Raw genomic sequence first — 13,804 nt, forward strand, 5'->3', positions numbered from 1 at the left:
CCCCACCCCACGCCCCGCCTGACAAGGATGACCCCATGACCGATCTCGTCGATCCGGCCCGCGCCGCGGACGGCTTCCGTTCCGGCTTCGTCTCGCTCGTGGGCCGGCCGAACGCCGGCAAGTCCACGCTCACCAACGCGCTGGTGGGGGAGAAGGTGGCGATCACCTCCTCCAAGCCGCAGACCACGCGCCACACCATCCGCGGGATCGTCCACCGCGAGGACTTCCAGCTCGTGCTCGTGGACACCCCGGGCCTGCACCGGCCCCGCACCCTGCTCGGCGAGCGCCTCAACGACCTCGTGGCGGAGACGCTCAACGAGGTCGACGCCGTGGGCATGTGCCTGCCGGCCGACGAGGCGATCGGTCCCGGCGACCGGTTCATCGCCCAGCAGCTCTCCTACCTGCACCGCACCCCGGTGGTCGCCGTGGTGACGAAGACGGACAAGGTGGGCCCGGAGCAGCTCATGGCGCAGCTCGTGGCCGTGACCGCGCTGGGCGACGAGGTCCTCGGGCCGGAGAACGGCGGGGAGGGCTTCGCGGCCGTCGTGCCGGTCTCGGCGGTGGCCGGCCGCCAGGTCGACGACGTCCTGGGCGTCTTCGCGGGCCTGCTGCCGGCCGGGCCGCCCCTGTACCCCGACGGCGAGCTCACGGACGAGCCGGAGGCGGTCATGGTCGCCGAGCTCATCCGGGAGGCGGCCCTGGAGGGCGTGCGCGACGAGCTGCCGCACTCGGTGGCCGTGATGGTCGAGGAGATGTCCCTGCGCGAGGACCGCCCCGCGGATCGGCCCCTCATGGACGTGTGGGCGAACGTCTTCGTCGAACGGGACAGCCAGAAGGGCATCATCATCGGCAAGGGCGGCTCCCGGCTGCGTGAGATCGGCGCGCAGGCGCGGGCGGGCATCGAGCGCATGCTCGGCACCAAGGTGCACCTGGACCTGCGGGTCAAGGTCGCCAAGGAGTGGCAGCGCGACCCCAAACAGCTCGGCCGACTCGGCTTCTGAGCCCGAGGCCCCGGCCCGGGCGCGCACGCGCCGGAGCGGGCCGCCGTCGTCGTGCGTCACACGGGGACGGCCTCCTGTGGCCCGGCCCACCTCGGTGCTAGGGTCGGGGGCATGTCCCTCCGCCTCGCGACGACAGCGCCGGCCACGGCCCGCCTGCTACTTCCCGGCCGCACGGGGTCCCCGTGCCAGGCCGTGATCCACGCCGCCTGAGCGCATGCGGAGGCAGGACGCCTCCCACCGGACCGGACACCCCGTGCGGAGCCCCTGACCTCCCGGTCCGGCCACCGACCACCCACCTTTCGCGCGCCCGCCGCGCGCACGTCGAGGGAGAACACGCATGAGCGCCCACCTGCAGAAGTCGTCGGGGATGAAGTTCCACAAGTACGTCCCGTTCCAGGACCAGATCGAGGTCGCCCTGCCGGACCGCACCTGGCCGGACAAGGTCATCGAGAAGGCGCCGCTGTGGTGCGCCGTGGACCTGCGCGACGGCAACCAGGCCCTGATCGACCCCATGGGCCCCGAGCGCAAGCTGCGCATGTTCCAGCTGCTCGTCGGCATGGGCTTCAAGGAGATCGAGGTCGGCTTCCCCTCCGCCTCGCAGACCGACTACGACTTCGTCCGCCAGCTCATCGAGGGCGACCACATCCCGGACGACGTCACCATCCAGGTCCTCACCCAGTCCCGTGAGCACCTGATCGAGCGCACCTTCGAGGCGCTCGAGGGCGCCGACCGGGCCATCGTGCACCTGTACAACTCGACGTCGGTGCTGCAGCGCCGCGTGGTGTTCCGGCAGGACGAGGACGGGATCGTGGACATCGCGACCTCCGGCGCGCGCCTGGTGAAGAAGTTCGAGGAGCAGCTCAAGGGCACGCAGATCACCTACGAGTACTCGCCCGAGTCCTACACGGGCACCGAGCTCGAGTTCGCCCGGCGCATCTCGGACGAGGTGGCCACGGTCCTGGAGGCCTCCACCGACCGCAAGATGATCCTGAACCTGCCGGCGACGGTGGAGATGTCCACCCCGAACGTGTACGCCGACTCGATCGAGTGGATGCACCGCAACCTGGAGCACCGCGACTCGCTCATCCTCTCCCTGCACCCGCACAACGACCGCGGCACGGGCGTGGCCGCCGCCGAGCTGGGCTACCTGGCCGGGGCGGACCGCATCGAGGGATGCCTGTTCGGCAACGGCGAGCGCACCGGCAACGTCGACCTGGTGACGCTGGGCATGAACCTGTACTCGCAGGGCGTCGACCCCATGATCGACTTCTCCGACATGGACCACGTCAAGCGCACGGTCGAGTACTGCAACCAGCTGGCCGTGCCCGAGCGCTCGCCCTGGGGCGGCGACCTCGTCTTCACGGCCTTCTCCGGCTCCCACCAGGACGCCATCAAGAAGGGCTTCGAGGCCATGGAGGTCGACGCCAAGGCGGCCGGCACCGACGTGGACGGCATCCCGTGGGCCGTGCCGTACCTGCCCATCGACCCGAAGGACATCGGCCGCTCCTACGAGGCCGTCATCCGCGTGAACTCGCAGTCCGGCAAGGGCGGCGTCGCCTACCTGCTCAAGTCCGAGCACAACCTGGACCTGCCGCGCCGCGCGCAGATCGAGTTCTCCCACGTCATCCAGGATCTGGCCGACGCCCAGGGCGGCGAGGTCTCCGGCGCCGACCTGTGGCGCGTGTTCCAGGACGAGTACCTGCCCGCCGACGCGGCGGAGGCGCAGTGGGGCCACTACCGGCTCCGCTCGGTCTCCTCGGCCTCCGGCGAGGACGGCGCGTTCCGGATGGAGGCCGAGCTCGAGGTCGACGGCGTCACGCAGACCCGCGCGGCGCAGGGCAACGGCCCGATCGACGCGTTCCTGCGCATCCTCGGCGAGGAGGGCGTGGACGTCCGCGTGCTCGACTACTCCGAGCACGCACTGTCCGAGGGCGGCGCGGCCATGGCCGCCGCCTACGTGGAGGCGGCCGTGGGCGACCGTGTCCTCTGGGGCGTTGGCCTGGACCACAACACCACCACCGCCTCGCTGAAGGCCGTGGTGTCCGCGGTGAACCGCGCCCTGCGCGCGTGAGCGGCTCCGGCTCCTCTTGGCGGGGTGCGCGGCACGGCGGCTACGCGGCGAACTCGTTCCGCACCGAGGCCATCGTGCTGCGCACCCACCGTCTGGGGGAGGCCGATCGCATCGTCGAGGCGCTCACCCCCGAGCACGGCCTGGTCCGGGCCGTGGCCAAGGGGGTGCGCAAGACGTCCTCCCGGCTGGGCTCGGTGGTGGAGCCGTTCATGCACTCCACGCTCCAGCTCGCGCGCGGCCGGGGCGAGCTGCACACCGTGAGCCAGGCGCAGCTGCTGCACCCGTACGCGACGATGCTGGCCGCCGACTACGACGCCTACACCGTCGCCGGCGCCCTCGCCGAGGCCGTCGAGCGGGTCCCCGCGGTGGACGACGACGGTCGGCGCGCCCAGTACCGCCTCTTCCACGGCGCGCTGGCCGCGCTGGCCCGCGGTGCGCACGACCCACGCCTGATCCTGCACTCGTTCCTGCTGCGCGCGCTCGCCCAGGCCGGCTGGGCCCCCACCTTCGACCGGTGCGCCCGCTGCGGCGCCCCCGGCCCGCACACGGCGCTGCACGTGGGCCTCGGCGGGGCCGTCTGTCTCGAATGCAGGCCACCCGGTGCCGCGCACCCAGCCCCGGAGACCTTCGACCTGCTCTCGGCCCTCGCGGCGGGGGACTGGGCCACCGCGGACGCCTCCGGGGCCCCCGCCCGCCGCGAGGCGGCCGGTATCGTGGCCGCGTACCTGCAGTTCCACGCCGAGCGGCGCCTGGTGTCCCTGTCCGTCCTGGACCAGGACCTCGGCCTCCCCGCCCCGCGCGTCGAGAGGAGACCATGAGCGCCGACCGAGCCCCGCAGTCCCCGCCGCCGCACCCCTCGGGTGCGGTCGCCCCGCGGATCGACCCGCGTTTCGTGCCCCGGCATGTGGCGATCGTGATGGACGGCAACGGACGGTGGGCCAACCAGCGCGGCCTGCCCCGCACCGAGGGCCATCGGGCCGGCGAGGCGGCGCTGCTGGACGTCGTCGCCGGGGCGGTGGAGCTGGGGATCGGCCACGTGTCCGCGTATGCGTTCTCCACGGAGAACTGGCGGCGCTCGGCGGAGGAGGTGCGCTTCCTCATGGGCTTCTCCCGGGACGTGCTGCGCCGGCAGCGGGACACCCTGCACTCGTGGAACGTGCGGATCCGGTGGAACGGGCGGGCCCCGCGACTCTGGACCCCCGTGATCCGGGAGCTGCAGGAGGCCGAGGAGCTCACGCGCCACAACACCGGGACCACCCTGCACATGTGCGTGAACTACGGCAGCCGCGCCGAGATCCTGGACGGCGTCCAGGCCATCGCCGAGGAGGTCCGGGCCGGCCGGATGCGGCCGGGGGAGATCACCGAGGACGTCATCACCCGCTACCTCGACCGCGGTTTCCGCACGGGTCAGGACGTCGACGTCGTCCCGGACGTGGACCTGTTCCTGCGGACCTCGGGGGAGCAGCGCCTGTCCAACTATCTGCTGTGGCAGTCCGCCTACGCGGAGCTGCTGTTCCTGGACGTGCTGTGGCCGGACGTCGACCGGCGGACCCTGTGGGCCGCCGTCGAGACCTACGCCCGACGGGACCGCCGCTACGGCGGCGCCGTGGACACCCCTCAGCCGGCACCGTCGTCCGGCGCGCCGGACTCGGCCTCGGACGCCGACGGCGGCGCGTAGGCGCCCAGCCACGTGAGCGTCGCGGCACCGGCCGCCTCGCGCACCGACGCGGGGGAGGCGAACACGTCGTGCAGCGCGTCGGGGAGCCGGTGGACGGTCACCCGGTTGCCGAGCCGCAGGGAGCGTCGGGCCATGGCGTCGGGGTCCAGGACGATGTCCGAGGTCAGCATCGCCTCGGCGTAGGACGTGCCCCGATGCCCGCGCGCGGAGACGAGCACGAGGATCGGCACGGAGACGTCGAGCCGCCCGGCCACGGCCCGGTGCCCCGAGAGGACCGCGCTCAGCCAGGCGGCCGGCACCTCGAACGCGTGCGGAGGACGCCAGAGCGGGTGCAGGTCCCATTCGCCCTCGGCCTGGTCCGAGAGGGTGCGCCAGTAGTGGTCGATGCGCGGCAGCGTGAGCACGGCGTAGGGCTTCATGGCGGAGACGGGCCCCACGATGGACTTCGCCAGCAGGCGCACCCCCGCGCTGCCCTGCATCTCCAGCCACGGGCTGTTGAGCACGAGCGCGGCGAGGCGGCCGGGATTCCGGTCCGCCCACAGCGCGGCGATCAGCCCGCCGGTGGAGTGCCCCATGAGGATGGGCGGCAGCGGGTGATCCTGGGCGATGGTCTCGAACGCGGCCTCGAGGTCCGCGTCGTAGCGGGTCAGGTCGTCCGTCCAGCCGGGCGTCTGTCCCGCGCGCAGCGAGCGGCCGTAGTGGCGGAGGTCGACGGCGTGGAAGGCGTAGCCGGCGGCCTCGAACGCGTGGGCGAGCGGGGCGTTGTAGAAGTAGTCGCTCCAGCCGTGCACCGAGAGGATGGGCCGGCGGGCCGGGTCACGGGGGGCGTCGGTGCGCGGACGCACCACTGTGACAAGGTTCTGTCCTTGTTCATCGGTGTCGAGGCCGAGGGTGCATCGATCGAAGCCCGGCAGTCCGTCCGGGACCCAGCCCAGGCCCGGCGGGTCGTCGAGGAACGGGCGGGTGTCCTCCTCCGTCGGTCCGCCGGCGGGGGCGCCGTGCGGGGCGGAGGGGTCCGGGGGCGGCGGCTGGATCGGGTCACGGGCCATCCGACCACTCTAGGAGGACCCTGGGCGGGCGGGAGGCCCGTGCGAGGATGGGGGCATGCAGCTGCCTGATCCCAAGTCCGCCGTCGACGGCCTCCTGACCTCCCGCGCGCCTCGCCTGTACCCGCCCTTCTTCCGTGCCGTGTTCGGCGGCATGGACGCGGAGCAGGCGCACCATCGGGGCTTCGACGCGATCCGGCTGGTCGAGCGCACCGGGGCGTCCGCCGCCCTGCGCGCCGCCTTCCGCCCGGACCCGCTGCTCGCGCGCACGGTCATGGGCCTGCGGTTCCCGACGCCCTTCGGCCTGGCCGCGGGGTTCGACAAGGACGGCCGGGGGACCGCCGCCCTGGCCGACCTCGGGTTCGGCCACATCGAGGTCGGCACGATCACGGCGCAGCCGCAGCCCGGCAACCCGCAGCCCCGACTGTTCCGTCTCGTGGACGACCGGGCGCTGGTCAACCGCATGGGCTTCAACAACGACGGCGCGGCGGCCGTCGCCCCCCGCCTGGCGCGGACCCGGCAGACCCTGGAGCGCCGCTTCGGTCCGACCCGGCCGGTCCTGGGCGTGAACATCGGCAAGACCAAGGTGGTCCCGCTCGAGGACGCGGCGGACGACTACCGGGCCTCGACCCGCCTGCTCGCGCCCCACGCCGACTACCTGACGGTCAACGTGTCCTCCCCGAACACGCCGGGGCTGCGCCAGCTGCAGGAGATCGACGCGCTGGAGCCGATCCTCACGGCGGTGCGCGAGGAGGCCGACCGTGCGGTCCCGGGCCGGCGGGTGCCACTGACCGTGAAGATCGCCCCGGACCTGGCGGACGACGACGTGCGCGCCGTCGGGGCGCTCGCCGAGCGCCTCGGGCTCGACGGCGTCATCGCGACCAACACGACCGTCTCCCGCGAGGGTCTGCGCACCCCGCGTGCCGACGTGGACGCCCTGGGCGCGGGCGGCCTGTCCGGGGCCCCGCTCCAGGAGCGGTCGATGCGGGTGCTGGAGGTCCTGCGGACGGCGCTGCCGACGGGCACCGCCGTCGTCAGCGTGGGCGGGGTGACGGACGCCGACGACGTCCAGGCCCGGCTCGACGCGGGCGCGGACCTCGTCCAGGGCTACACCGCGTTCCTCTACGAGGGGCCGTTCTGGGCCGGCCGGATCACCGCCGGGCTGGCCCGGTCCCTGCGGGGCTGACGGTCTGCTCGCCGGGGCCGCGACGGCCCGGACCCACCGGGGTCCGGGCCGTGGCGCGGTGTCGTGTCAGGCGGGGTACTCGCCCCGCTTGACCTGGGGCTTGGGCAGACGCAGGCGGCGGAACTGCAGGGCCCGCATGATGCCGTAGAAGCCGGTCCCGGGCTCCGGCGTGCCGAAGCGCTCCGTCAGGCCCTTCTTGATGTGCCGGCTGACCAGGAAGCTCTCGATGAGCACGAGGGCCACGAGGACGTACAGGCTGATCATCAGGATCAGCTGCGCCTCGCGGCCGGGGATGAACATGAGCAGGACGTAGGCGAAGACGACGGGCATGAGCCACTCGCCGATGCCGGAGCGCGCGTCCACGTAGTCACGGACCCAGCGCTTCTGCGGTCCCTTGTCGCGCGCCGGGAGGCCGCGCTCGTCCCCGGTCTCCAGCGCGGCGCGCTGGCGCATCCGCTCCTGGGCCATCGCCTGACGCTCGGCCTTGCGGGCCGCCTTGCGATCCTCGGGGACCAGGGTGCGACGGCGCGCGGCCTCCTGGTCGCGGCGCCGCGGAGTCGGGCCCTTCTTGCCCTGCGAGCGGTCGCGCGGCCCGGCCTCGGCCACGGCGGCGCCCTCGGCGGGAGCGGCCGAGGAGCCGTGAGTCGAGGGGGCGGGCGCGGTCTCGGGGGTCTTGTCTCGCTTGAACACCCCTCCAGTCTAGTGGTGGGGCGCGTCCGGCCCGCCCGGAGGCGCGGCCCTCGGCTCGGTCGCCGTCTACGCTGGCCGTCATGACTGACATCACCTCCCGTGCGCCGCAGGACGCGGCCCTCGTCTCCGCCGTCCGTGAGGCCGTCGAGGCCCGTTTCCCGACGACCCTCCAGACCCTCACCGACCTCGTGGCGATCCCGGGCATCGCCTGGGACTCCGCGGACCGCGCCCAGCTCGAGCGGTCCGCGGAGGCCGTCGCGGGCCTGCTGCGCGAGGCGGGCCTGCAGGATGTGGAGATCGTGACCGAGACCCGCGACGACGACCGGCCTGGCGGGCCGGCGGTGATCGGCGAGAAGCCCGGCGCCTCCGACAAGCCCACCGTCTTGTTGTATGCCCACCATGATGTGCAGCCGATCGGGGACGAGGACCTCTGGGACACCCCGCCGCTCGTGGCCACCGAGCGCGGCGGGCGGCTGTACGGCCGCGGCGCCGCCGACGACAAGGCCGGCATCATGGTCCACCTCGCCGCCCTCGCCGCTCTGCGGGACGTCCTGCCCGACGCCGGCGTCGGCGTCCGCGTCTTCATCGAGGGCGAAGAGGAGGCCGGCTCGCCCACCTTCCGCACCTTCCTGGAGAAGCACCGGGCGCGCCTCGACGCCGACGCGATCGTGGTCGCGGACTCGTCCAACTGGGCCGTGGGGGAGCCCGCGCTGACCACCTCCCTGCGCGGGCTGGTGGACGGCACGGTGACCGTCCGGGTGCTCGACCACGCCGTGCACTCCGGCATGTTCGGCGGGCCGGTCCTGGACGCCGTCGTCCTGCTCTCGCGGCTGATCGCCACGCTCCACGACGCGGACGGCGCGGTCGCCGTGCCCGGCCTCGAGCCGCGGCAGACCGCGGGCCTGGACTACCCCGAGGACGTCTTCCGTGCGGACGCGGGCGTGCTGGACGGGGTGACCCTGGCCGGCCGCGGCCCGGTCGCGGACCGGCTGTGGAACGCTCCCGCGCTGAGCATCATCGGGATCGACGCGCCCTCGGTCGCGGAGTCCTCGAACACGATCCAGCCCGCGGCGCGCGCGAAGTTCTCGCTGCGCCTGGGCCCCGGCATGGAGCCCGCGGAGGCCTTCGAGGCGCTGCGCACCCACCTGGAGGCGCAGTCCGCGGCGGTGCTCGGCGCGGAGATCACGGTCACCGCGGGGGAGTTCGGTCAGCCGTTCACGACGGACACCTCGGCCCCCGCCGCGGCCGCGATGATGGCCGCCCTGGAGGACGCCTGGGGCGTCGAGCCCCGGGCGATCGGCATGGGCGGCTCCATCCCGTTCACCGCGGACCTCGCCGAGGTCTTCCCGGAGGCCACCCTCCTCATCACGGGCGTGGAGGACCCGGACACGCGGGCGCACTCGGCCAACGAGTCGCTGCACATCGACGACTTCCAGCGGGCCGTCGTGGCCGAGGCGCTCTGGCTCGCGCGGCTGTCCGCGTGAGTGCCGCCCGGCCCGTCGGTGCGGCGGGCCGGGAATACTCCGTGGGCGGCTAGTGTTGTCCGGGAGACCACACGCGCGTGACGGCCCCGTCCGCGCCCCATGATCTGAGGAGGTCACGATGGCTCTGTCCGCAGAGGAGACCGGCGTCGAGATCGGCGCGACCCAGGACGCCGAGGGCCTGCCCCCGCACGAGGTCGAGCTGACCGACGTGGCGGCCGGCAAGGTGCGCTCGCTGCTCGAGCAGGAGGGCCGCACGGACCTGCGGCTGCGCGTCGCCGTGCAGCCGGGCGGCTGCTCGGGCCTGATCTACCAGCTCTACTTCGACGAGCGCGTCCTCGACGGCGACACCGTCCGTGACTACGACGGGGTCGAGGTGATCGTCGACAAGATGAGCGTGCCCTATCTCATGGGCGCGACCATCGACTTCGAGGACACCATCTCGAAGCAGGGCTTCACGATCGACAACCCCAACGCGGGCGGCTCGTGCGCCTGCGGCGACTCCTTCCACTGATCTGCGGGCGCCCGGAGCGCCTCGGACCGCGAACCGGCGGGTCGGCCTCGGCCGGCCCGCCGTCGTCGTGCCCGGGCGTCGCACCCAGGAGGCTCGGACCCGACTCCCAGACACGATCGGCACGTGTCACGGTGCGGAGAATCCGCGCGTTTCGGCTTAGACTGGCTCTGAATCATCAGGGCATACCCGTGCTCCCTGCGAGGACGCTGCGAGAAGTCGCCGAATCGCCGGGGGAGCGGGGACGCCCCTCGCACACGAGATGAAGAGGAAGGCCGTCTGTGAGAGCACAGAATGACGCCGGACGTCGGACTCGCCGCCGCTGGACCGCCGGTGCCGTGGGCACCACGGCGCTCCTGGTGCTGACCGGCTGTTCGGCAGAGGTCCAGCGCGGCTGGTACCCCGGCACCCGGGACACCACCAACCACAACGCCCAGCTCACCGACCTGTGGGTGAACTCCTGGATCGCGGCCCTGGTCGTGGGCCTGCTCGCCTGGGGCGCCATGATCTGGTGCATGGTGGCCTACCGCCGCCGCAAGAACGACCAGGGCTTCCCGAAGCAGACGGCCTACAACGTGCCGCTCGAGACCATGTTCACGGCCATCCCGATTCTGATGGTCTTCACCCTCTGGGGCTTCACCGACCGCGTCCAGACCGAGGTCGACCGCCCCGTGGACGACTCGCCGCTGACCGTCACCGTGTACGGCAAGCAGTGGTCCTGGGACTTCAACTACTCCTACGAGCAGGAGAACGGCGAGGTCATCGAGGCCCACTACTCCGGCATCCAGGCCCAGCTGGACGGCACCGAGGGCGTGCGTGACACCCTTCCGGTCCTGTACCTGCCGAACGACGTGCCGGTGCACTTCGAGCTGAAGTCCCGCGACGTGGCGCACTCCTTCTGGATCCCGCAGTTCCTCCAGAAGCGCGACATGATCCCCGGCAAGACCAACCACCTCTACCTGACCCCCCAGGAGCTGGGCAGCTACGACGGCAAGTGCGCCGAGCTGTGCGGCGAGTACCACTCCGAGATGCTCTTCAACGTCGAGGTCGTGGACGAGGCCGAGTTCGTGGACCGCCTCGAGGAGATGGAGCCGGGTCAGGTGGGCGAAGAGTACAGCCGCAACCCCAACAACAACCCTGACGGCGCCGGGACGATGGAGCGCGATCTCCAGACCCCCCGCGGTGGAGGTAGCCACTGATGACCACTTACGAGTACGCAACGGATGAGGTGCGCTCACAGGCGCAGCCTCGTGTGGTGCCCCGTTCGCTGGGCAAGATCGTCGTCAGCTGGCTGACGACGACCGACCACAAGGTGCTCGGGTACATGTACCTGATCACGTCCTTCATCTTCTTCTGCATCGGCGGCGTCATGGCCCTCATGATCCGCGCGGAGCTCTTCGAGCCCGGCATGCAGATCCTGCAGACGAAGGAGCAGTACAACCAGCTGTTCACCATGCACGGCACGCTCATGCTGCTCATGTTCGCGACCCCGCTCTTCGTGGGCTTCGCCAACGTGCTGGTGCCGCTGCAGATCGGCGCTCCGGACGTGTCCTTCCCGCGTCTGAACGCCCTGGCGTTCTGGTTCTTCCTGTTCGGCTCGCTCATCGCGACCGCCGGCTTCCTCACCCCGCAGGGTGCGGCCTCGTTCGGCTGGTTCGCCTACGCCCCGCTCTCCAACACCACGTACTCGCCGGGCGTCGGCGGTGACCTCTGGGTGTTCGGTCTGGTCCTCCAGGGCTTCGGCACGATCATGGGCGGCGTCAACTTCATCACCACGATCCTGACGATGCGTGCTCCTGGCATGACGATGTGGCGCATGCCGATCTTCACCTGGAACACGCTCATCACCGGCATCCTGATCATGGTGGCGTTCCCGCCGTTTGCCTCCGCGCTCTTCGCGCTGGGCCTGGACCGTCGCTTCGGCGGCCACATCTTCAACCCGGAGAACGGCGGCGCCATCCTGTGGCAGCACCTCTTCTGGTTCTTCGGCCACCCCGAGGTGTACATCATCGCCCTGCCGTTCTTCGGCCTCGTGTCGGAGATCATCCCGGTGTTCTCCCGCAAGCCGATCTTCGGCTACAAGTCCATCGTGTTCGCGACGACGGCGATCGCCGCGCTCTCCGTGACGGTGTGGGCGCACCACATGTACGTGACCGGCGCCGTGCTCCTGCCGTTCTTCTCCGTGATGACCATGCTCATCGCGGTCCCGACCGGCGTGAAGTTCGTGAACTGGATCGGCACCATGTGGCGCGGTTCGATCACCTTCGAGACCCCGATGCTGTGGACGCTCGGCTTCATGGTCACCTTCCTGTTCGGTGGCCTGACCGGCGTCATCCTGGCGTCGCCGCCCCTGGACTTCCAGGTGTCCGACACGTACTTCGTCGTGGCGCACTTCCACTACGTCGTCTTCGGCACCGTGGTGTTCGCGATGTTCGCCGGCTTCTTCTTCTGGTGGCCGAAGTTCACCGGCAAGATGCTGAACGAGCGTCTCGGCAAGATCCAGTTCTGGATGCTGTTCGTGGGCTTCCACGGCACGTTCCTGATCCAGCACTGGCTCGGTGTCATCGGCATGCCCCGTCGCTACGCGGACTACATGGTGGAGGACAGCTTCCAGGCGATGAACGCGTTCTCCTCGGTGTTCTCCTTCGTTCTCGGCGCGTCGCTGATCCCGTTCTTCTGGAACGTCTACATCACCTCGCGCTATGGCAAGAAGGTCACCGTGGACGACCCGTGGGGCTTCGGCGCCTCGCTCGAGTGGACCACTTCGTGCCCGCCGCCGCGGCACAACTTCCACTCCCTGCCGCGCATCCGCTCCGAGCGTCCGGCGCTGGATCTGCACCACCCGGAGCTCTTCCCGCACTCGCCTCAGAACACGTCTGAGGCCTTCGGAGAGAAGGTCGCCCAGTGAAGGTCGCAGCCAACATCTTCTGGATCATCGGCCTGTTCTTCATCGCAGCCGCCACCCTCTACGGGTTCTGGGTCGAGTGGACCGAGTGGGCAGGCATCCCGGCCATCTACGCCGTGGGCGGGATGTCCTGGATGATCGCGTGGTACCTGAACGTCACCGAGCGGAAGTACGGCGTCGGGCCCGCCGATGATGCGGACGGCCAGATCGCCGACTACGCCGGCACCTACGGCACCTTCGCTCCCTGGAGCTGGTGGCCGCTGGGCCTCGGCCTGGCCTGCGCGATCATCGTGACCGGTCTGGCCGTCGGCTGGTGGATCTTCATCATCGGCGTCATCGCGGGCGCCTACTTCACCTTCGGGTGGGTCTACGAGTTCTCTCGGGGCAAGTACGCCCACTGACCCGACCGTCGTCGAACGCCGCAGGCCGGACCCCTTGGGGTCCGGCCTGCGGCGTTTTCATGCCGCGTGTGCTGCGGAGCGACACGGCGCCGTCGCGGGCAGCCAGCTCCTGCGCCGCGGGGCCGGTCACGGCGACCGGCCTACTCGCCGCTCGGGGGCCAGGCGTGGTGCCCGGGTGAAGGGTTCGCCTGGTGGCCCGTCCCGCTGTCTCGTGGTCTGCGTAGGCCCGGGCATCGACCGCCGCGCAGAGTCAGCGGCGCGCCAGGAGCGCCTCACCGCGCTGCCCATGACGACGTCTGCGTGCCGCGGCGGCACTTGAATGGGCCGTCCCGTCGCGCGTCCCGTTGATGCCCGTGCCCGCGACTCCTACGCCGCTCTCAGCGGCCGGAACGAGCCTCGTCACGTAGAGACCGGGCAGGGGAGTCGCACGGGGTGCAGGCCAGCAGGGCCGTCGCTTGTGACGGTCCACGTGGCGAGGTGAGGGTGACACTTTCGGTGGGCGCCGGACGAGGCCCCCTCCGCCCCCTCTGCACCGTCCGAGGGGGCGGGGCCGGCCCGGCCTCCGGAGAGCCCGTGGCCGCGTCCGCACGGGCACCTGCCACGCACTGTCGACAGCTCCTCGGTCAGGAAGAAAGGGCTGGCCGGTGGTTGCGGCGATGGGCCTCATCATCACCATCGGTGCATCGGTGCATCGGTGCATCGGTGCAGCGGAGTACGGCTTGGCTCTGCACCGGTGCCCACCATGTTGACCGTGACGCCGTGGCCTGCATCCGGGCCGTCGTCTGTAAGCGGCCATGAAAAGCTGCCCATAGGTGGCCAGGGAATGACCCGCTG

The 13,804-nt window shown here is 71.5% G+C and carries 12 protein-coding genes; 10 read left to right on the forward strand and 2 right to left on the reverse strand.

Features of this window, described 5'->3' with window-relative positions; translation table 11 throughout:
- The first annotated feature begins 35 nt into the window (after window positions 1–35).
- The 4 genes from era (at window position 36) to NR072_RS05230 (ending at window position 4,750) form a co-directional block, all read left to right on the forward strand.
- On the forward strand, window positions 36–1,001 hold the full coding sequence (gene era, locus NR072_RS05215) for a GTPase Era (protein WP_041103742.1): 966 nt from the start codon (window positions 36–38) through the stop codon (window positions 999–1,001).
- 337 nt (window positions 1,002–1,338) lie between these two features.
- Complete coding sequence (gene leuA / locus NR072_RS05220) at window positions 1,339–3,072, forward strand: 2-isopropylmalate synthase (protein ID WP_041103744.1); 1,734 nt, start codon at window positions 1,339–1,341, stop codon at window positions 3,070–3,072.
- On the forward strand, window positions 3,069–3,890 hold the full coding sequence (gene recO, locus NR072_RS05225; RefSeq protein WP_041103746.1) for a DNA repair protein RecO: 822 nt from the start codon (window positions 3,069–3,071) through the stop codon (window positions 3,888–3,890). Before leuA ends, recO begins: the two co-directional genes overlap by 4 nt.
- The gene (locus tag NR072_RS05230; protein WP_041103748.1) at window positions 3,887–4,750 is read left to right on the forward strand and encodes an isoprenyl transferase; all 864 of its coding nucleotides are present in this window, start codon (window positions 3,887–3,889) and stop codon (window positions 4,748–4,750) included. The genes recO and NR072_RS05230 overlap by 4 nt, the downstream gene beginning before the upstream one ends.
- Here the strand turns inward: NR072_RS05230 and NR072_RS05235 are convergent.
- On the reverse strand, window positions 4,690–5,799 hold the full coding sequence (locus tag NR072_RS05235; protein WP_256836412.1) for an alpha/beta hydrolase: 1,110 nt from the start codon (window positions 5,797–5,799) through the stop codon (window positions 4,690–4,692). The genes NR072_RS05230 and NR072_RS05235 overlap by 61 nt on opposite strands.
- A 55-nt stretch (window positions 5,800–5,854) precedes the next feature.
- On the opposite strand from NR072_RS05235, the gene NR072_RS05240 reads away from it, so the two are divergent.
- On the forward strand, window positions 5,855–6,982 hold the full coding sequence (locus NR072_RS05240) for a quinone-dependent dihydroorotate dehydrogenase (protein WP_052520058.1): 1,128 nt from the start codon (window positions 5,855–5,857) through the stop codon (window positions 6,980–6,982).
- Between the two features lie 66 nt (window positions 6,983–7,048).
- Here NR072_RS05240 and NR072_RS05245 read toward each other — a convergent pair whose 3' ends face one another.
- On the reverse strand, window positions 7,049–7,672 hold the full coding sequence (locus tag NR072_RS05245; RefSeq protein ID WP_134417002.1) for a DUF3043 domain-containing protein: 624 nt from the start codon (window positions 7,670–7,672) through the stop codon (window positions 7,049–7,051).
- A gap of 80 nt (window positions 7,673–7,752) precedes the next feature.
- Here NR072_RS05245 and NR072_RS05250 point away from each other — a divergent pair, with 80 nt between their 5' ends.
- From NR072_RS05250 to NR072_RS05270, 5 genes are all read left to right on the forward strand, one after another.
- Window positions 7,753–9,156, forward strand: coding sequence for a dipeptidase (locus NR072_RS05250; RefSeq protein WP_134417001.1), 1,404 nt, complete (start codon window positions 7,753–7,755; stop codon window positions 9,154–9,156).
- Between the two features lie 118 nt (window positions 9,157–9,274).
- Window positions 9,275–9,667: an iron-sulfur cluster insertion protein ErpA gene (gene erpA, locus NR072_RS05255; protein ID WP_002854644.1), complete on the forward strand. Its 393-nt coding sequence runs from the start codon at window positions 9,275–9,277 to the stop codon at window positions 9,665–9,667.
- Between the two features lie 278 nt (window positions 9,668–9,945).
- Window positions 9,946–10,863, forward strand: a complete 918-nt coding sequence (gene coxB, locus NR072_RS05260; protein ID WP_041103759.1) for a cytochrome c oxidase subunit II — start codon at window positions 9,946–9,948, stop codon at window positions 10,861–10,863.
- Window positions 10,863–12,572 (forward strand): cytochrome c oxidase subunit I, encoded by a 1,710-nt coding sequence (ctaD, locus tag NR072_RS05265; protein ID WP_256836414.1) that lies wholly within the window; start codon window positions 10,863–10,865, stop codon window positions 12,570–12,572. The genes coxB and ctaD overlap by 1 nt, the downstream gene beginning before the upstream one ends.
- The gene (locus NR072_RS05270; RefSeq protein ID WP_036315109.1) at window positions 12,569–12,970 is read left to right on the forward strand and encodes a cytochrome c oxidase subunit 4; all 402 of its coding nucleotides are present in this window, start codon (window positions 12,569–12,571) and stop codon (window positions 12,968–12,970) included. Before ctaD ends, NR072_RS05270 begins: the two co-directional genes overlap by 4 nt.
- The last annotated feature ends 834 nt before the right edge of the window (window positions 12,971–13,804 follow it).

The organism is Micrococcus sp. Mcc89 (genome assembly GCF_024519795.1).
GTDB classification, from domain to species: Bacteria; Actinomycetota; Actinomycetes; order Actinomycetales; family Micrococcaceae; genus Micrococcus; species Micrococcus luteus.